Genomic DNA, 18,324 nt, shown 5'->3' with positions numbered 1-18,324 from the left:
CCGACCAGCCACACTCCCCCCCCCAACCGCACGGCCAGCAGCCCCAGAAGGATCCAGGCTGCGAAGGGTCGCGCCAGGGCCCGGCCAGCCTGCTGGCGGGCGCAGCGCAGCACCAGCCAGGCACCGGCCCGGCGCCGGTTGCCGACGATGATCGCCATGAGGATCCGGGAGGCGAGCATGACGATGCGGCGGGGATAGCCGCCGGTGGTCAGGTGGATGGCCAGGAGGGCGGGCCAGCTGAAAAGGGCCAGGCCACGGCCGGCCGCGCCCGCCTGCTCCAGGCGAAAGCGGATCATGCGCCTGGTCTCGGCCAGGGACAGGGGTCCCAGGCGGATGAGGACCGCCACCCGGTCGGCGAAGCTCTCCCGCTCCCGGACAACGGCCAAAAGCTCAGGCTGGGCGAAGATGACGATCTGCAGCAGCTTGTGCTCGTTGGTCTCGTAGTTGAGCAGCTCCCTGAGGATCTCCAGGCAGAAGCCGGCCAGCTTCTGTCCCTCGTCGAAGAGCAGGGCCACCGTCCGGCCCTGCTCGACGCCGACCCGGAAGAGATGGCCCTTGATCCCCTCCTTGATCGCCCGTTCCGAGACCTCCTCCCCGGGCGCCGGCAGGCCCAGGATCCCGCACACCGCCACCAGGAAGTCCCGGGCCGAGACAAAGTCCGGATCCAGAACCAGACAGACCTCGACTGCGCCCGGCTCGGCTTCGGCCAGACGGCGGATGAGCTGCCGGCAGACGGTGGTCTTGCCGGTGCCCACCTCGCCGAGCACGATCACCAGGCCCCGGCGCTGCAGCACCGCCAGCTCCACCTCCCGCAGGCAGCGGCGGTGGCCGGTGGACTGGAAGAAGAAGCCGGGATCCGGGGAGTTGGAGAAGGGCTCCCGTTCCAGATTGAGGAGGGTGTAGTAGCTCATGGCTTCCGGGATGCCCGCCGCAGCCGGCTTGGCGTCCGGTGCAGGAATGTAGCCAGGCCGGGGAGGCCTGTCAATCGCAGAGCCGGGGCCTGATTTCTTGTTGACAAAGAGCCGGTTTTCGCCAATATGAATGACGATTCATTCAAAGACGACCCGTGCCTCGGCACCATTCTCCCCTTCTCCCAAGCACAAGGAGACCTGTCATGAAGCGCATCCTGAAAGCTGCTGCCACCGCCTGTACCTTCCTCGTCATGACGGCTGCCCCGGTCCTGGCCAGCGGTCCCGCTGCCAGCAAGCCTGCCCCCGACGCCATCATCCAGATGCTCAAAGATGGCAACCAGCGGTTCGTGGACGGCAAGGCCGCCCATCCCCATGCCGACGCGGCCCGCCTCGCCCAGGCCGGCTCGGAGAATCAGGGCAACCACGCGTACGCCACGGTCATCTCCTGCTCCGACTCCCGGGTCCCGGTGGAGCGGATCTTCGACGCCGGGATCATGGACATCTTCGTCATCCGGGTGGCCGGCAACGTGGTGGACACCGACGAGGCCGGCTCCATCGAGTATGGCCTGGCCCATGTCAACACCCCGGTTCTGGTGGTGCTCGGCCACACCCAGTGCGGGGCGGTGAACGCGGTGACCCAGGCGGTGCTGGGCCACGGCCATGCCCTGGAGCGCAACATCCCGCCCCTGGTGGAGAACATCCAGCCGGCAGTCAAGCGGGCGATGGCCGCCCATCCCGAGGCCAAGGACGCCGAGATCGTGCCCTTCGGCATCGAGGAGAATGTCTGGCAGAGCATCCAGGACCTGTTCATGGCCAGCCCGGCGGCCCGGGACATGGTCACCGGCGGCAAGGTCAAGGTGGTGGGCGCCATCTACGACGTGGGCACCGGCAAGGTGAGCTGGCTGCCCGAGGCCAAGACCATCGACATCCTCAAGGACGTGGAGGCCAACCCGGCCCGGGCCATGGAGGCGATGGCCCACTGAATATCGAATATCGAGCAAGGAATATCCAACCGCAGAAGGGACCGGCAGCACTGATCCGAAATGTCCACTGCCGGTTCCTTCAGCCTTCGGAATTCCTTGTTGGACATTCTGCGGTTCGTGTTTCACAGTAGGGCTATCGGGCAGATCGGCCCCCCGAATGGCTCGCGACCGGGGGCGCCCTCGGGCGCCACCGGCGTTTTGGGGGCCTGCCAGACCCTTCGCCGTGGGGCGGGAAGCGGCCATGTATCTCGCGCAAGCCACCCTTGCCGGCCAGCTCCATTACCTCCTCCGGGAGTCGGTGCCCACCGCCGGCGGCTGGACCTTCCGGGAGCTGGTGGACCTGGGCCCGGATCCCGGCCGGCATCTCATCTACCCCGGCGGCCGCAGCTATCTTCTGGCGCCGGAGCTCACCGCAGCCCTGGAGGCGGCCGGTGTCGTGCCCGACGACGAGGCCCTGGAGAACCTGCTCTGGCTCTTTCTGCGGCCGGAGGTGCGACGGGCCCTGGCCCCGTTCCGGCACCGGCGCCGGCCCCTCCCCGCGCTCACCCCGGCCGAGGAGCAGCGGCTGGCGGCAGCCATCCTTCTGCTCGATCGCCGGCGGCTGGCCTTCCTCCGCCACGGCCGGCTGGACCTCTCCCGCATCGGCCTTGAGCCCATGGGGCCTTTCCGGCAGCTGGCCGACAAATCCCGGGACGAGCTGGAGCAGTTCTTCCTGTTCCAGGAGGTGCGGCTGCCGGTCCGGGAGTACAAGGCCTATGTCTATGCCGCCTTCAACCTGCAGCGCTTCTTTGCCAGCCCCTATGCCCGCACCCAGCCCCAGCTCCTGAGCCCGGATGAGCTGGACGCCGTCTTCCTGGCCGAGCTGGCGGCCGTGAACCGGGATCCCGCCTTCTGGATGGGTCCCCTGCCCGGCCCGTTCCTCCATCCCTATCTGGTCCGCCACGCCATCCAGTTCTTCGATTACGAGTTTCCGGCCGAGGCCGCGGAGGCGCGGCTGATCCGGGAATTCATGGCCCGGCACCGCCGGTTGCTGCGGCCGGCGCCGAAGCCCCTGGCCGCGGAAGAGGCCGAGCGCCTGTTCGGCGTGAGCGGCGACGAGCTGGCCCGCCTCTCCCGGCGCCAGCTGCAGCGTCTCTACAAGGAGCGCGCCCATGCCCTGCACCCGGACAAGGGCGGCGACCATGACCTCTTCATCCGCCTCACCGAGGCCTACCGGGCCCTGATCCGACGTAAGCATGCCTGACCGGGCATCGGGGGGGGGCAGGCCACCCGCCGCCCTTCAGGCCTCCCTCTGGCCCGCCAGCACCGGGCAGCGGTGGCGGTGGCCGGCCCCCCGGTCGCACCAGGAAGGGAAATCGGTGTGGCAGCTGGTGATGGCGTGGGGGCAGCGGGGGTGGAAGGGGCAGCCGGCCGGCCGCTCGGCGGGGTCGGGCACGCTGCCCGGGATGGTCACCAGGCGCTGGCCACGGAGGGAGCGGTCCGGCCGGGAGGCCAGAAGGCCCCGGGTGTAGGGATGGGCCGGGGCCTGGAAGATCTGCGGCCGGCTGCCCTCCTCGACGATGATGCCGGCGTACATCACCGCCACCCGGTCGGCGATGTGGGCCACCACCCCCAGGTCGTGGGTGATGTAGAGAAGGGCCTGGCGGTGCCGGGCCTTGAGGTCGGCGAAGAGAGCGAGGATCTGGGCCTGCACCGTGACATCGAGGGCGGTGGTGGGCTCGTCGGCCACCAGCAGCTGTGGCCGGCAGGCCAGCGCCATGGCGATCATCACCCGTTGGCGCTGGCCGCCGGACAGCTGGTGGGGATAATCGCCCAGCCGCTCCTCCGGAGCCGGGATGCCGACGTCCGCCAGGAGGGAGATCACCCGGGCCCGCACCTCGGCCGCCGGCAGCCGCTCGTGAACGGTGATCGCCTCGCCGATCTGGTCCCCCACGGTGAACACCGGGTTGAGGCTGGTCATGGGCTCCTGGAAGACCATGGCGATGCGCCGGCCGCGGACCGCCCGCCACTCCTCCTCGGACAACCCCACCAGGTCCTGGCCATCCAGAAAGATCCGGCCGCCGGTGATCCCGGCGCTGGGTCTGGGCAACAGGCCCAAGAGAGCCAGGGCAGTGACCGTCTTGCCGCAGCCGGACTCCCCAACCAGGCAGAGGGTCTCCCCCGGGGCGATGGCCAGGGAGACATCGAGCACCACGGGCACCAGCCCGTGCCGGCTCCGGAAGCCGATGGCCAAATCCTGGACCGCGAGCAACGGCGCTGCCGGCATCATCGTCTGTTCCTGGTGGACATTGGTTGACGGCCGACCGCCGGGTCGGCTATATACGGTTGGTCTCAGTGTGGGGGAGCTTACCCAATGGCCGGCCGGCGGGCAAGGCCCCCGGGCCGTCTTCGGCAGGCCGGCCGCCCAAAAGGACAAGAAGACAACCGGAATGGAGGGAAACAGATGCGTAGATGCGGCAAGGCATGGGGGATCGGCTGGCTTGGCATCATGCTCGTTCTGGTCGCGGCGGCCAACGCCGGCGCCGCCACCTTCGATGCCACCGGCAACTGGATTCTGCACACCTCCGGTGAACGGGTGGTGTCGACCAACATCCCCGCCGAGTGCCAGCCGGATCCCGACGGATCTGTGGCTGCCACCATCCAGCAGCGCGGTGCTGCGGTCACCATGCTGGTGCCGGACGAGGGGCTCGTTCTGAACGGCCAGGTGAGCGGCGCCACCTACACCGCAGCCGCCAGCGAGAGCGATGGGCCGGGCGAGACGACCCTCATCCAGGTGCAGCTCGCCCTCTCCTCCTGCCAGGCCGGCACCGGAACCTACAGCATCCAGTACAGCGAGGCGTATGGCCCCAACCACTGCACCATCGTAGGCCAGGTCACCGCCAGCCGCCAGGGTGCCTGCCCGGCGGTCCAGCCGCCCGCAGCACCGGTGCTCACCGGCACCACCACCGGCAACCGGGTCAATCTCTCCTGGGGCGCGGTGGCCGGCGCCACCGGCTACCGGCTCGTGGCCGGCCCGGTCGCCCCGGCCTCCTGGACGCCGCAGGAGGTGGATCTGGGGCTGCGCACCGGCGTCGCCTTTGCCCTTCCCGCCGGCATCAGCGCCAACGTCGCCATCCGGGCCTACAACGCCGCCGGTGTGGGGCCGGCCAGCAACACCGTCCAGGTGGGGGCGGGCGGCAAGCCCGCGGCCCCGGCCCTGACCGGGACCGCTACCGCCACCGGCATCAGCCTCTCCTGGAATGCGGTGACCGGCGCCACCAGCTACATCGTCGCCATGGTGCCGGCGGGCGGCCAGCTCATGGTGGCGGATGCGGGCACCGCCACCTCTTTCCAGCGGTCGTTCCCGGCCGGCACCTCGGTAGCAGCAGCGGTGCTGGCCCGGAATCAGGCCGGCCTCAGCCCGCCGTCCAATGTCGTGCAGCTGTCGGTCGCCAACCAGGACGACGATCACGGCAACACCTGCAGCCAGGCAACAACGGTGGCGGCGGGCGACACCGTGGCCGGCAGCATCGAGACCGCCGGCGACACCGATGTCTTCCGCATCGAGCTGCCCGGGCCCGGCACCCTGACCGTTGCCAGCACCGGCAGCACCGACACCTTCGGCACCCTGCAGGACGCCAGCTGCGCCGACATGGCCACGGACGACGACTCCGGCGCCGGCACCAACTTCCAGCTGCAGCGCGCCTTCCCGGCCCGGGCCACGGTGCATGTCGCGGTACGCCACTACTCGTCCCAGAGGACCGGCGCCTACTTCCTGCAGGTGACGTTCGCACCCCAGGCCGCCTCGCTTCTGGACGCCATGACCGGCACCTGGCAGGTGGGCTACACCGACCCCACCGGCGGTGGCAGCTGGACCGGTCAGATCGTCGTCGATCCTGACGGCACGATCCACACCCCGGACTGGACCACCCACATCGAGAGCGAAGAGCTGATCTACGGCCAGTGGTACACCGTCCAGGGCGCGGTCACCGGCCGGCCCGCCAGCCGGCAGCTTTCTGCCGCGGGCACCGGCCAGGTGCGCCTGGTGGAGACCGGGCGTGCCACTGCCGCCGGCCAGGTGATCGGCGCGCCGATACCTGTCCCGCTGTCCGGCAGCGCCGACTACCGCCTCGACGTCCTGATGACCCCCGACATCGTGCTGGCGCCCACCAGGCTCACCGGCAGCTACACCATCAGCTTCAGCAATGCCACCGGCACCTTCAGGCCGCCCTCCCCCCTAAACGGCACGGTGGCTGGAATCCGAGTGGGGGATTGACCAGAAGGAATGGCGAACAGGTGGTTATCCGCCGGGCGCACCCGAAGGGGTGAAACACCGGACGTGCGCCGTGGCGGTTTCCCATAGGACCTATAGGTCCCATAAGTCCTATAGGTCCTATAAGTCCCATGGGTCCATGGGTCCATGGGAGCTATGGGAGTCATGGGACCTGCAGGTTGCGGTGGCAAGACCAAGGGGGCCGGCGGAACATCCGCCGGCCCCCTTGGCGGTTCAGACCAGGGTGGGGTGTCGCCGGCTAGCGCAGACCAGAGGCCGCGGCCATGGCCTCGAAGAGCTGGGTGTTGTCGAGGAGCTGGGTCCGTGGATACCAGGCGCCCTGGCGGCGGGCGAACTGGTTGACCCCCTGGCCCCTGGCGTAGAAGGTCACCAGCTCATTGGTGTGGGAGCCGGAGCCGTACGTGATCTCGCCCTCGGGATAGACAAAGCCCGGCGTGTAGCCGCCCACCGGTACGCTGTTGGCCACCTGCCGCGGCAGATCGCCCAGGCCGAGCCGCGGGGTGGCGCTGTCGTCCAGGACCAGACGCATGTAGCTGTTGCCGTGGTCCGAGGTGACGATGAGCAGGGTGTTGCTCCAGTCCACCCGGTCCCCGGGCTGGTTGACGAAGTCGATGGCCGAGCGGACCGCCAGGTCCAGGTCCCAGACGCAGCCGATCATGCGGGCGAAGTCATTGGCATGGTTGGCCCAGTCGATATCACCCTGCTCCACCATGAGGAAGAAGCCGTCCCGATCGGCGCTCAGCACCTTGAGGGCAGCCCGGGTGGAGTCCACCAGCAGCGGATCCTCCACCGCGCCCCGGGCGATGGCCGGAAATCGGGGCGAGTCGGCGGGCACCGGGGAGATGAGGTTGCCGTCGGCGCCGCCGAAAAGGCCGAAGAGCTTCTTGCCGCTGGCCAGGGCCTGGCCGGCGCCGTCCGCGAGGATCAGACCGCCGTCCACGCCGGCGGCCCGCTCGACAAAGACATACTCGTCGACGATGCCTTCCTTGACCTCCTGGTAGAGGGATTCGGACAGATAGCGGAAATTGCCGCTGGCGGGAAAGCCGCCGCCGATCACCACTTCGGGCTGGACGTCCCGGATGATCTCGTCGGCAATGGCCAGGTAGTTGTTGCGGGAAACGTTGTGACTGACATGGGCAGCCGGGGTGGCATGGGTGAAGGGCACTGTGCTCACCACGCCGATGGAGCGGTGCTTGTCTTCCCGGACCAGCTCGGCGATGGTCCTGAGCGCGCCGCCCTCCGGGTCACCGGGCAGCCAGGCGATGTTGCCGTCATCGGTCTTGTGACCGGTCGCCCAGGCCGTGGCGGCCGAGGCCGAGTCAGTGGCCTTCATGGTGGTCAGGAAATAGGCGTCGGACCCGGTGGTGTCGGCAGGGAAGGGCCGCTTGCCGCCCAGGGCGGGATCGTAGCCAATCGTCGGCTCGAAGCTCTCCGGGCTGTATGGGGCCGCCCCCAGCGTCGCGGCGCGGGCGTTGTAGGTGGTGACATCCCAGGTGGTGACCGCGGCTCGGTAGCCCAGGTCGTGCCAGGCCAGTCCGAAATCCCGGCCATGCAGGTAGCGGCTGGCGGCGATCTCGTGCTCGAGCTGCATGCCGTCGCCGATGAAGAGGATGATGTTCTTGGCCTCCCTGGACCGCGGCCCCCGGCCCCCTGACGCCTCGTCCTGGCCACCGGCCTGCGCCGCCGAGCACAAACCGGCGGTAACCACGAGGGCGGTGATGATGACCTTTCCTGCTCTGACTGCTCCGTTCATGTCTGTCCTCCTTCGCTGGTTGCGTGCTCCGAGCCCCTGTCTCCTGGCCGACTTCCGTGCGGGCACCCCGGCTTCTCTGACCGGCGAGCCACCCGGCCCGTCGCTCTTTCCGGCTGCCCTTGGCGCTGTTTTTGGATCCGTTCTGTTTGGAGCCGGTTAGGACACGGTTAGCCCTTGGTTCATTCCGGGCTGGAGCGGGGGGGGCATTGACACCCCTCCCCCGGTCTGGCTAGCCTGATGACGAGAAGCAGGCCTGGACTGGGGAGCCTGGCAGCGCACCCCAGATTTCGGGTCAACAGCAGCCCGGAGAAGCGGTCTGCTGCCAACACCAGGACCGACCTCCCTGGGCCGCCAGGAGGACCAGTATGGCCGAGACCGCGCCACGCCACGCCACCTACCACGATCTGCAGGCCCTGCCCGACCATGTGACCGGCGAGATCCTGGCCGGCGAGCTGGTGGCCACCCCCAGGCCATCGAGGCGGCACAGCTTTGCCGCCTCGCATCTGGGCGGCGGCCTGGTGCCACCCTATGGCCTGGGCCGGGGCGGTCCCGGCGGCTGGGTGATCCTGGTCGAGCCGGAGCTCGGTCTGGGTGAGGACATCCTGGTCCCGGATCTGGCCGGCTGGAAGAGGGAGCGTTTTCCCAGGGAAGAGGCCGACAACTGGATCTCGGTTGCTCCGGACTGGGTGTGCGAGATCCTTTCCCCCTCCACCTTCCGCAAGGACCGGATCACGAAGATGGCCATCTATGCCCGGCATGGAGTGCCCTATGCCTGGTATCTCGACCCTGGCAACCGGACTCTGGAGTGCTTCCAGCTGGGGGGGGGGGTGTGGGCCCTCATGGGCACCTGGATCGACGACGACCGGGTGCGGGCGGCGCCTTTCCAGGAGGTCGCCATCGATCTCGGGACCCTCTGGCTGTAGACGACCGCTCGGCGGCCCGGTAGGGCTACCGGTCTCTTCCGGCCACCCCTGGAATGTCCAGCCGCGTCCAGGGAGGGACCGGCGGACTGATCCGAAACGTCAATTGCCGGTCCCTTTTCCCTTCGCAGTTCCTTGTTGGACATTCTGCGGTTCGTCTTTCACGGTAAGGGGCCGCCTGGCTGGATCACCGGCGCAGCGGGGGCAGCGGGGGCCACAGGCCGGGCAGAGGAGGTGCATGGCCGGGCAGAGCTGGCCCCGGGTAAGGCCGCCGCCGCAGCCCTCGCAGGCCACGGGCTCCAGGGCCTTGGTCAGGGGGTTGTAGGTGAGGGACAGATCCTTTTTCGCTCGTCCCACCGCCACCTCGTACAGCACCCGGGCCACCGGCATCTGGATGAGCATGACCGCGGCAGGCTGCACCGCCACCCGCAGGCTGTACTTCTTCACCAGATCCTCCTCTTTGCGGGCCAGCTCCTGGGGCAGGGCCTCGATCTTGGCCTGGCGGTCCTGGCGCAATGCGTCGGACAAGCCGGCCCGGGCCAGGCCCCGGGTCATCTCCCGGCCCAGGCTGGTGTAGTACTCCTTGAGGCTCGCCAGGTCCCGGTGCAGCCGCCGGGTCATGCTGGCCACAAAGGGCTCGATGGCAGCGGTCACCGCCTGGTGGATCCGGCGATCCAGGATCGGCAGCAGGCGGTCCAGCCGGCCGGCGGTCCAGGCAGTGGGTCCCGGCTCCAGCACATAGTCCTTGGGGGTCTGGAGCAGACGCTCCGCCATGTCCGGCACCGGGACCCCGGTCTCCAGATTGGCCAGGACCGATACCTGTCCCTCCCGCTGCTCGTCGCTGGCAGCGAGATAGCGCGCCGTCAGCCACAGGTACTGCCCCAGGGCTCTGGCCTGGCCCTTCACCTGCCCCTTGGCACGGCTCAGGAAGAGCTGCTCAGCCACCAGCCGATCGAAGCCCTGGGTCTTGACGTACTCGAAGCTCAGCCGGCAGCCGGCCACCGGCAAGCCGGCCAGGGCCTCGGTCACCAGCCGCTCCAGGAGGAGCGAGCCAAAGCCCAGGCCAGCACCCGCGCCCTCGGCCAGCTGCAGATGCTCGCTGGTGCCCAGGGTGGTGGCCAGCGCGGCAGGCAAAATCGCCTCCAGGGAGTCGGGCTGCCGCTCCACCACCGCCCCCTGCTGTTCCAGGAACGTAGCCACGAAACCGGCCAGATCCGGCGGCGCCTCACATCTCATAGGTCTCTCCGAAGAGCTTGTCGTCCAGGGCCTTGGAGCGCTGGTACGCGGTCTTGGAGCGCTTGAGCTGCCGGGCCAGCTCGTCGAAGGCCTGGGTGCGGTCGGCCTCCGTGGCGGCACGGAGCCAGATGTCGTAGACCAGATCGGCGAAGTCCTCCTCGCCGCCGGTCCGGCCCAGGATCATGTCGATCTCGCCGATCACCAGCTCGAACATGTTGATCTTCTTGTCCAGGATCTCGAGGATGTAGTCCTCGATGGAGCCCACGGCGGCGAGATTCCAGATCAGCACCTGGTGCTCCTGGCCGATGCGATGCAGGCGGCCGATCCGTTGCTCGATCTTCATGGGGTTCCAGGGCAGGTCGTAGTTCACCATCTGGTGACAGAACTGGAGATTGCGGCCTTCGCCGCCCACCTCGGTGGCCAACAGGAGATCCACGTCGGCCCGGAAGCGGGCCAGCTCCTGGTCTTTGGCCTCGTTGGACAGGCCGCCGTGGAAGCGGGCAAAGGGGATGCGGTGCCAGTCGAACAGCTCGGCCAGGTACTCCAGGGTGGCGGTGAACTTGACGAAGACGATGGTCTTGTCCGGGTTTTTGGCCAGGAGCTGGAGGAGCACCTCGTTCTTGCGGCTGATCTCCACGTCCCGGGCCATGTTGGCCAGGGCGGCCACCTCCTGCCTCAGATCCGGATCCCAGTCCTCCTGGCGGGCCAGCCGGGTCAGGGTCCGGCTCACCGCCCGGGGCGAGGAGCCGGCCTCGGCCAGGAGGCTCTCCAGCACCAGGCGCCGGCCCTGGCCCTCCCGGCTGTTCATGGTCCGGACCAGGGTGGTCACCCGGTCGTAAAGCTCCTTTTCCGTGGGACTGGGCGTAACCCGCACGGTGTGGGCGAAGCGGGGCGGGATCTCCAGCCGGGCCACCGCCCGGGTGTTTCTGATCATCACCTGGCCCAGGAGCTCCCGCAGCCGCTCCCGGTTCTGGGGGTCGGTGGGGTCCGAGCGGCTCATGAACTCCTGGCGGAAGGCAGCGGCGGTCTTGAGCTGCCCTGGCTTCAGGAGGGTGACCAGGTTGTAGAGCTCCATGAGGTTGTTTTCCACCGGCGTGGCGGTCAGGAGCAGGAGGAACCGCTTCTGGAGGGCATTCACCAGCTTCCAGCTCAGGGTGTTGCGGTTCTTGAGGTGGTGGGCCTCGTCGACGATGACAATGTCGTACTCCCGGCTGACGACCAGATCGAAGTTCCGCTTCGACTTGGCCTGGTTGAGGGAGGCGAGCACCAGGGGCTGCTGCCAGAAGGCCGCGCTGCCACTCCGGTAGTCGGCGTCATCGGTGCAGGGCATAGCCAGGCCGAACTTGGCCGCCAATTCGTCCCGCCACTGGGAGACCAGGGGCGCCGGGGTAAGGATGAGGCCGGTCTTGACCATGCCCCGCAGCAGGTACTCCTTGAGGACGATGCAGGCCTCGATGGTCTTGCCCAGCCCCACCTCGTCCGCCAGAAGGGCCCGGCCCCGGAAGCCCTTCAGAACCTTCTTCGCCGTCTCCTCCTGGTACCAGAAGGAGCGGACCTCGGAAAGGCCGGCCAGACAGAGGAGATCCTCGAAGGCATCCTGGAGCCGGATACCCAGGGCCGAGAGGGCCAGATCGTACTGGGCGCGGCTGTTCAGGCGCTCCCGGGTCAGGGCCGCACGGAGGCTTTGGGTGGCCAGTTCCACGGTCACCGGCAGGGACGGTGCGGCGACGGCAGCTGGCGCCGGGGGGGGGGCCGGCATGGACGGCTCTGGCACTGCCTTCGCCGGTGCCGGAGCCGGGCGCGCTCCGGGCTGATCCCCCAGTAGTGGCCTTCGCGGGCGTGGCTCGGAAGGCTGCGACCATTCCCGCATCTGCTGGGCAAACTGCAAGCGAGCCTGGCAGCGGGCCTGCATTCTGAGGACCTCCTTGCGGACCGCCACCGGCCTGCGGATCTTCTTCGCCTCGCACAGGGCCAACACCGCCTCCGCCACGGCCAGGGCATCCTGGTCGCGGCCAACGTGCTCCAGCGCGATGACCAGATGCTGCAGGTGCTCGTCCCTGATCTTCTTCAGCTGAAACAGCGGCCAGGAGGCCCGCAGCCACAGGTCCGGTCGATCCAGATACACGCCCAGGTCCACCAGCATCTGCAACGCCGGGACATGGTCCGGGTCCTTCCGAAGCATCCCCTCGACCAGGGTGAGGGCCTGTTTGAAGTCCCCCTGGTGCATGTACCAGCAGGCATCCTCCCAGGTGAGCAAGGCCCTTTCCTTCTCCGCGGCCGCGACCCGGTGCTGGCGGGCCTCCTTCTGCTTCTCCTTGCGGCGCGCCTTGCGCCGGTCTTCCTTGGATGCAGCCATGGTCAGAGGAATGTGCCGGCGCTCACCGCTGCCGCAGCTTGGGGTTGATGGCGTCCCGCAGGCCCTCGCCAAAGAGGTTGAAGGCCAGGACGACGATGAGGATCGCCACCCCGGGGATGAGGGTCAGCCAGGGGGCGTCGAAGAGGAAGCGCTTGCCGTCGGAGAGGATGTTGCCCCAGGTGGCGTGGGGGGGCGGCACCCCGAAACCGAGGAAGGACAGGCCGGCCTCGGTGAGGATGGCGCTGGCGATGCCGATGGTGGCCGAAACCAGCACCGGCCCCAGGGCGTTGGGCAGCATGTGACGGAAGATGATGCGGCGGTCGGACAGCCCCAGGGCCCGCACCGCGGTGACGAAATCCTGCTCCCGCAGCGACAGAAATTCCGCCCGCACGAAGAGCGCCGTGCCCATCCAGCTGGTGAGCCCGATCACCACCATGATGTTGTAGATGCTGGCCGGCAGCACCGCCACCACGGTGAGGATCAGGAAGAAGGACGGGAAGCAGAGCATGATATCGACAAAGCGCATGAGAAGGCTGTCCAGGGAGATGCCCAGCCAGGGCAGAAGGCGCAGGCGGCGGTCGCCGTAGTAGCCGGCCAGGCCCCCGTAGACCACGCCGATGGCCACCGCGATGCCCACCGCCACGAAGCCGACGGTCAAAGACACCCAGGCGCCCTGGAGCATGCGGGCCAAGACGTCCCGGCCCAGCTCGTCGGTGCCCAGGAGATAGATCCCCAGCCGGGGCAGCTCGCCGGGGGCCAGCAGCTCCGGATGCGGCCGGGAAAGCGGCGGCAACAGCCGCTCCGGCAGCCGCACCAGGGCCGGGTCCAGGACCGGCGTGCTGCCGGCGGTGAGGAGGTAGCCGGCGACGGCCAGGAGGAAGAACAGGCAAAAGACCACCAGGCCCGCCAGGGCCAGGCGGTTTTCACGGATCAGCAGCCATAAGGAGCTTCTACTCATCATCCGTCCTCAGTATCTCCCAGCGGCCCTTCTTCGTCGAACCGACGTGCCGAATCCGCCCGGCCTGCCTCAGTTTCCCAAGGTGGTCCTTGATGCCGTCGGCAGTAATCCCGATACGGCTTGCCAGAGCCTCGCGGGTGAGGGTCGGGTCCTGACCCAGCATGGCCACAATCTGTTCTTGGGTAGTTTCTTGGGTAGTTTCTTGGGCACTCATCCTTGAAGGCTTCGCCTCCTGGGGACGGGGGCCAGCGAAGGCAGCGTCGGTGGAGTGCGTTGGCGAGAAGGGGAATTCGGTCCACAGTTCTCCAGGCTCCACCTGGAGACGCGGCTCTGGCGCACCTGCCTCGCGGCACGCTTCGAAGACCCTCTGGATGCCCCGGCCCCAGGCTTCGATTTCACCCGCCCGGAAGAAGGCGTTGGCTACGGAGGGGTTGAACGGTCGGGAGGGATGCGGTCCCAGCAGCTTGGCGACAGACCAACTGTCCGGCAATTCTCCAGGATTCCAGATGCGCAGCCGGTCGGCGTATGAGGTGGAAAATCGCCTCCCGCAGCGCGCCCTCCGGGACCGGATACGTTTCCACCCGCTGCACGCCCTCGTAGCTGATGGCTGCCCCAGAAGACACGCCGCGTTGGCCAGGCCGACCACCCTTCCCTTGCTGTCCCGGCCGATCTCCAGCACCCCGCCCTGGGCATTGGCAAAAGCGCACACCCACTTCAGGTACTCGTCCCGCCACGACTCTTTCCATTCGATGTGCTGATCTTCCATGCTGGGGATCCGTCAACCGCCCAAAGCTCCGATTCTGCCGGCCGGCCTCCACAAGACCGGCTGATCCTGGTGCTACGCCACGCCCTGGCTCTCTCTTGGAAAGTCTCTTCCTCCGCCTCGCGGAGCGAGAGCAGCCAACGATAGCCGGGGGATTCATCCCCCGGCGGGCATTCCCCGGCGGCCATATCTCGGCGGCGGCGCGGCCAGACGGCGCTCCCCGGCCGCGTCCCTGCTCGCTGCTCACAGCCGGATCCGCGGATCCACCAGGGAATACAGAATATCCGACACCAGGGTGCCGAACAGGACCAGCACCGCGGAGATGAAGTTGACGGTGAGGATCACCGGGTAGTCCCGGGCCAGGATCGCCTCGTAGGCCATGCGGCCCAGGCCCGGCCAGGAGAAGATCGACTCGATGATCACCGAGCCGCCCAGGAGGCCGGGGATGAGCAGGCCGAACATGGTGACAAAGGGCAGGAGGGCGTTGCGCAAGGCGTGGCGGTAGGAGACGACCTCTTCCGGCAGGCCCTTGGCCCGGGCGGTGCGCACGTAGTCGGCACCGGCCACCTCCAGCATCTGGCTGCGCACGTAGCGGGACAGGACTGCGATGCCGCCGGTGGCGCCCAGGATGCTGGGCAGCACCAGGTGCCAGACCCGGTCCATGAAGATCTGCACGGCCGGGGCGCCGGCTATCCCAAAGGTCTCCCGGCCGATGACCGGCACGCCCAGCCGGGTCACCACCAGGATGATGAGCAGATAGGCGAAGAAGAAGCCGGGGATGGACAAAAGCAGGTAGCTCAGGAAGGTGGTGCTGCGGTCGTAGGGGCCACCCCGGTGCAAGGCAGCCCGGATGCCCACCGGGAAGGACAGGGTCCAGGTGATGAGGGTGCCTACCACAAAGAGGGGCAGGCTGTTCATGAAGCGGTCGACAATCCTGGCCAGCACCGGCTGGCTGTCCTTCCAGGAGACCAGGCGGTCCTGAAACAGATCCTGATAATACAGGAGATACTGGACAGGCAGCGGCTCGTCCAGATGGAACTGGGCCCGGAACCGCTCCACCATCTCCGGTGTGAACTTGGGGTTGAGCGGGTCCACCTGGCCCGGCTCGCCGGGAGCGAGGTGGACGATCAGGAACGACACCACCGAGACAAAGAACAGGGTGATGAGCTTTTCGATGAGGCTGCGGCCGAGAAAGGCAAGCATGGGGGCCTCCGCTACCGGTCGTCCGGGCTGAAGACCGGCACCTCCGGCAGCTTCAGCCAGCGGTTGAAGTGGAAGGCGTAGCTGCCGGTTTTGGTGGGGGTGATGCGGCGGAAGCGAGACGTGCCGTCCGCCGCGGTCTCGGCGATGACGATGCGGCGGTCCAGGACCGCGGTCCACTTGCCCACATAAAGGAAGGTGTAGGGCTGCTCGGCGGCGATCAGCTGGTGCAGCTCCCGGCAGGCGTCCCTCTGGCGCTCATGGTCGTACTCCTGGCGGATGCGGACGATGAGCTCGTCGGCAGCCGGATTGTTGAAGCCCACGAAGTTGAGCTGGAAGGGGCCGGCCTGGGAGGAGTGCCAGATCTGGTAGAGGTCCGGCTCCAGACCCATGGCCCAGCCCAGGATCACGGCGTCGAAATCGAGCTTGTTCACCCGCTCCTTGATGAACACCGACCACTCCAGGATGTCGGTGGCCACATCGACCCCGATCTGCTTCCAGGCGTCCTGGACGATGGTGAGAATCGCCTTGCGGATGTCGTTGCCGGAGTTGGTGATGAGGGTGAAGCGCAAGGGCTTGCCGTCCCGGGTGAGGATGCCTTCGCTGTTGCGGGTGAAGCCGGCCTCGGCCAGGAGGGCCAGGGCGGCCTGGGGATCGAAGGGCAAGGGCGCCACCCCGTGATCGTAGTACTCGGTCTGCTTGGGGAAGGGGCCGGTGATCGGCTCGCCCTGGCCCTGGATGACGTAGCGGATGATCTTGTCCACATCCACCGCCATGCCCAAAGCCCGGCGCACCCGGGGGTCGTCGAAGGGCGGCCGCCGCTGGTTGTAGCCGATGTAGGTGTAGCCGAGGGCGAGGCCGGAAAAGGCCTGGAAGCGGGGATCGGCAGCCAGGCGCGCCACCTGGTGGGGCTGGACGTCGTAGGAGTCGATGGTGCCGGCGTAGAACTCCATCTCCTGGGTCAGCGGATCGGGGATGATGCGGGCCACATAGCGCTGGTAGTTGGGCGACCCTTCCCAGTAGCCGGCGAAGCGGACCAGCCGGACCTGCTCATCGGAGCGCCACTCCCTGAAGACAAAGGGGCCAGAGCCCACCGGCGCCCGGTTGAAGCGGCTGGTCCGCAAGGAAAAATCGGCCGGATCCTCGCCCCGCGCCACCGCCTCGGCAGCCAGGGCCGAGTCGGACAACAGATGCTCAGGCAGGATGCCCATGGCCCAGGTGGCCAGGGCCGGCGAGTAGAGGCGCTTGTAGACCACCCGCACCGTCTGCGGATCAACGGCCTCGACCTCTTTGACCGGCTCGTAGTCGGCCAGCCGGGGCGAGAGGTTCTTCGGATCCATGATCGCGGCGAAGGTGAAGCGCACATCCTCGGCGGTGAGGGGATGGCCGTCGTGGAAGCGCACGCCGGGACGTAAGCGGAAGACCAGCACCGGGTTGTGCTCGGCCGCCGGCAGGAAGCGCTCCGCATAGGCGGCCAGCGCCTGGCCGGCCACCGGCGGCTCGACGCTGACCCGGCCGCTGGGGTCCCAGGAGGTCAGATAGTCGGGCCCCAGGAAGAGGGCGAGACGGGCAAAAAGATCCTGGTCCACGGCCGCCAGGGTGAGCCGGATCCGGGCCGGCACCTGGATCTGCACCGTGCGGCGCACCGGCCCCTCCGCCCCCTTTTCGGTCACTGTCTCGGTGCGGGTCTCGGGGGGCACCAGCGCCAGGTCCCGCACCCCGGCCAGGCTGGCGGCCAGAGCCGGCGGCACCGGCAGCAGGCCATCCCGGGCCGCTGCCAGAAGATCCCGCAGGGCCGCCGGCCCCAGGTGGCCGTGCCCCGGGATCGCCGCCGCCTCGTTCACCACCAGATAGGCTTCCTCGAAGATCTCCCAGCCTTCGGCCACCCGGCCCCGGAAGCGCAGCTCCTCGTCCCGGTCGATGAGGCCCTCGAAGACCAGGTTCTCGATGCTGGCGCTGGAGGCGTCGGCGGAGAGCACCGGATTGAGGATGGTGGCGTCACCGGTGAGGGCGGTGATGTACTCGACCAGACGCTCCGGGTTGCCCCGGGTCTGCTCTTCGTAGGTGGGCACCCAGAAATAGGACTGGGCCAGGAAGAGGATGGTGAGGATCGGCGCGAGGAGAAGGAGTCGGCGGACGGTCATGATCAGGCTCGGCCTGGGCCGGCCCCAGCGGGCCCTGCGCCAGGGCCTAACCTTACGCGAATCCGCAACCGTTCACAAGGAGGGAAAGAGCGCCTAAGCCCGGCGCCGGCCACGCGCCAGGGGCAGCAGCCCGGCGAGCCCGGAGCCCAGGAGCACCAGGCCGGACGGGATGGGCACCGCCGCCGGCCGGAGACCGGTCATGAGATGGACGGTCATCCGCTCGCCCTGGGGCGAAAAAAAGTCCAGGCGATAGGTGTTGACCAGATTGGCGGCCGGATAGGTGGCGGCAAGATCCAGGCCGCCGTCGTTGAACGCCGGCACCGAGTAGGCGACAAAGCCGGCGCTGCCGGCGTCCAGACGATAGTAGAAGCCGATGGCCGCGCCGGTCGGGGTGAAGAAGGCCTGATCCTCCTGGTCGTCCAGATCCGCCACCCGGCCGGTGACGAAGTTGACCGAGGCCAGCTCCAGAAGACAGGTATCCTCCGGACCGAAGATGGGGATCCGGCTGGTGGCCAGCCGCGGGTCGGTGCCGGCCAAAAAGAAGCCCAGCTCGGTGGCGCCCCGATCATGGCCGGCATCCTGGATCTCCCAGCCCAGAAGCAGCTGGGCCGGACCGGGCCGGAACCACTCGGTGCCGTCATCGACCAGGGTGGCGGCCGAGGCGTTGACCGTAAGCCCGGCCGCGAGGAGTCCCGCAGCAACCGCAACCGCCATCGTCTTCATCAGCATTTCCTCCGCGCCGTTCTTTGGGCCTTTCACCCATGCCGCCATCAAAGCCCACGCCGGCCCGGGTGTCAAGAGAAAATGCCGCCTGCCTACCGGCACTG

General features: G+C 68.2%; 14 protein-coding genes. 4 read left to right on the top strand and 10 right to left on the bottom strand.

The window, feature by feature from the left end; genetic code table 11:
- Positions 1-911 (bottom strand): AAA family ATPase (locus AB1634_04025; protein MEW6218688.1); only part of this gene is annotated, 911 nt, incomplete at its 3' end.
- Between the two features lie 203 nt (positions 912-1,114).
- Here AB1634_04025 and AB1634_04020 point away from each other — a divergent pair.
- Positions 1,115-1,894, top strand: a complete 780-nt coding sequence (locus AB1634_04020) for a carbonic anhydrase (GenBank protein MEW6218687.1) — start codon at positions 1,115-1,117, stop codon at positions 1,892-1,894.
- Between the two features lie 241 nt (positions 1,895-2,135).
- Positions 2,136-3,137, top strand: coding sequence for a hypothetical protein (locus AB1634_04015; GenBank protein MEW6218686.1), 1,002 nt, complete (start codon positions 2,136-2,138; stop codon positions 3,135-3,137).
- 36 nt (positions 3,138-3,173) lie between these two features.
- Here the strand turns inward: AB1634_04015 and AB1634_04010 are convergent, their stop codons facing one another.
- Positions 3,174-4,163: an ABC transporter ATP-binding protein gene (locus AB1634_04010; GenBank protein MEW6218685.1), complete on the bottom strand. Its 990-nt coding sequence runs from the start codon at positions 4,161-4,163 to the stop codon at positions 3,174-3,176.
- 174 nt (positions 4,164-4,337) lie between these two features.
- Between AB1634_04010 and AB1634_04005 the strand changes: the two genes are divergently transcribed.
- Positions 4,338-6,149: a fibronectin type III domain-containing protein gene (locus AB1634_04005; protein ID MEW6218684.1), complete on the top strand. Its 1,812-nt coding sequence runs from the start codon at positions 4,338-4,340 to the stop codon at positions 6,147-6,149.
- 256 nt (positions 6,150-6,405) lie between these two features.
- Here the strand turns inward: AB1634_04005 and AB1634_04000 are convergent, their stop codons facing one another.
- Positions 6,406-7,920 carry an alkaline phosphatase gene (locus AB1634_04000; GenBank protein ID MEW6218683.1) on the bottom strand — a complete coding sequence of 505 codons (1,515 nt, stop codon included), beginning with the start codon at positions 7,918-7,920 and terminating at the stop codon, positions 6,406-6,408.
- A 365-nt stretch (positions 7,921-8,285) separates the two neighbouring features.
- Between AB1634_04000 and AB1634_03995 the strand changes: the two genes are divergently transcribed.
- Entirely contained in the window at positions 8,286-8,843 is a 558-nt protein-coding gene (locus tag AB1634_03995) for a Uma2 family endonuclease (protein MEW6218682.1), read from the top strand.
- Between the two features lie 99 nt (positions 8,844-8,942).
- On the opposite strand, the gene AB1634_03990 is transcribed toward AB1634_03995, so the two are convergent.
- From AB1634_03990 to AB1634_03960, 7 genes are all read right to left on the bottom strand, one after another.
- On the bottom strand, positions 8,943-10,076 hold the full coding sequence (locus tag AB1634_03990; GenBank protein MEW6218681.1) for a hypothetical protein: 1,134 nt from the start codon (positions 10,074-10,076) through the stop codon (positions 8,943-8,945).
- Positions 10,066-12,432 carry an SNF2-related protein gene (locus AB1634_03985; GenBank protein ID MEW6218680.1) on the bottom strand — a complete coding sequence of 789 codons (2,367 nt, stop codon included), beginning with the start codon at positions 12,430-12,432 and terminating at the stop codon, positions 10,066-10,068. The genes AB1634_03990 and AB1634_03985 overlap by 11 nt, the downstream gene beginning before the upstream one ends.
- Before the next feature lie 22 nt (positions 12,433-12,454).
- On the bottom strand, positions 12,455-13,390 hold the full coding sequence (locus tag AB1634_03980) for an ABC transporter permease (protein ID MEW6218679.1): 936 nt from the start codon (positions 13,388-13,390) through the stop codon (positions 12,455-12,457).
- Positions 13,383-14,156 (bottom strand): ATP-binding protein, encoded by a 774-nt coding sequence (locus tag AB1634_03975; protein MEW6218678.1) that lies wholly within the window; start codon positions 14,154-14,156, stop codon positions 13,383-13,385. Before AB1634_03975 ends, AB1634_03980 begins: the two co-directional genes overlap by 8 nt.
- A 240-nt stretch (positions 14,157-14,396) precedes the next feature.
- Complete coding sequence (locus AB1634_03970) at positions 14,397-15,356, bottom strand: ABC transporter permease (protein MEW6218677.1); 960 nt, start codon at positions 15,354-15,356, stop codon at positions 14,397-14,399.
- 11 nt (positions 15,357-15,367) lie between these two features.
- A complete protein-coding gene (locus tag AB1634_03965; protein ID MEW6218676.1) occupies positions 15,368-17,497 on the bottom strand; it encodes an ABC transporter substrate-binding protein in 2,130 nt (709 codons plus the stop codon).
- Between the two features lie 93 nt (positions 17,498-17,590).
- The gene (locus tag AB1634_03960) at positions 17,591-18,220 is read right to left on the bottom strand and encodes a hypothetical protein (GenBank protein ID MEW6218675.1); all 630 of its coding nucleotides are present in this window, start codon (positions 18,218-18,220) and stop codon (positions 17,591-17,593) included.
- Positions 18,221-18,324 lie beyond the last annotated feature (104 nt).

This window comes from Thermodesulfobacteriota bacterium (genome assembly GCA_040755095.1).
Classification (GTDB): Bacteria; Desulfobacterota; Desulfobulbia; order Desulfobulbales; family JBFMBH01; genus JBFMBH01.
The sequence above is the reverse complement of the archived record's forward strand: the minus strand, read 5'-3'. Positions and strand labels throughout refer to the sequence as shown.

Coding starts and splice junctions, on each gene's coding strand:
- AB1634_03980 (MEW6218679.1), bottom strand. CDS start 13,390: ATGAGTAGAAGCTCCTTATGGCTGCTGATCCGTGAAAACCGCCTGGCC.
- AB1634_04005 (MEW6218684.1), top strand. CDS start 4,338: ATGCGTAGATGCGGCAAGGCATGGGGGATCGGCTGGCTTGGCATCATG.
- AB1634_04020 (MEW6218687.1), top strand. CDS start 1,115: ATGAAGCGCATCCTGAAAGCTGCTGCCACCGCCTGTACCTTCCTCGTC.
- AB1634_04010 (MEW6218685.1), bottom strand. CDS start 4,163: ATGATGCCGGCAGCGCCGTTGCTCGCGGTCCAGGATTTGGCCATCGGC.
- AB1634_03970 (MEW6218677.1), bottom strand. CDS start 15,356: ATGCTTGCCTTTCTCGGCCGCAGCCTCATCGAAAAGCTCATCACCCTG.
- AB1634_03965 (MEW6218676.1), bottom strand. CDS start 17,497: ATGACCGTCCGCCGACTCCTTCTCCTCGCGCCGATCCTCACCATCCTC.
- AB1634_03960 (MEW6218675.1), bottom strand. CDS start 18,220: ATGAAGACGATGGCGGTTGCGGTTGCTGCGGGACTCCTCGCGGCCGGG.
- AB1634_03985 (MEW6218680.1), bottom strand. CDS start 12,432: ATGGCTGCATCCAAGGAAGACCGGCGCAAGGCGCGCCGCAAGGAGAAG.
- AB1634_03990 (MEW6218681.1), bottom strand. CDS start 10,076: ATGAGATGTGAGGCGCCGCCGGATCTGGCCGGTTTCGTGGCTACGTTC.
- AB1634_04000 (MEW6218683.1), bottom strand. CDS start 7,920: ATGAACGGAGCAGTCAGAGCAGGAAAGGTCATCATCACCGCCCTCGTG.
- AB1634_04015 (MEW6218686.1), top strand. CDS start 2,136: ATGTATCTCGCGCAAGCCACCCTTGCCGGCCAGCTCCATTACCTCCTC.
- AB1634_03975 (MEW6218678.1), bottom strand. CDS start 14,156: ATGGAAGATCAGCACATCGAATGGAAAGAGTCGTGGCGGGACGAGTAC.
- AB1634_03995 (MEW6218682.1), top strand. CDS start 8,286: ATGGCCGAGACCGCGCCACGCCACGCCACCTACCACGATCTGCAGGCC.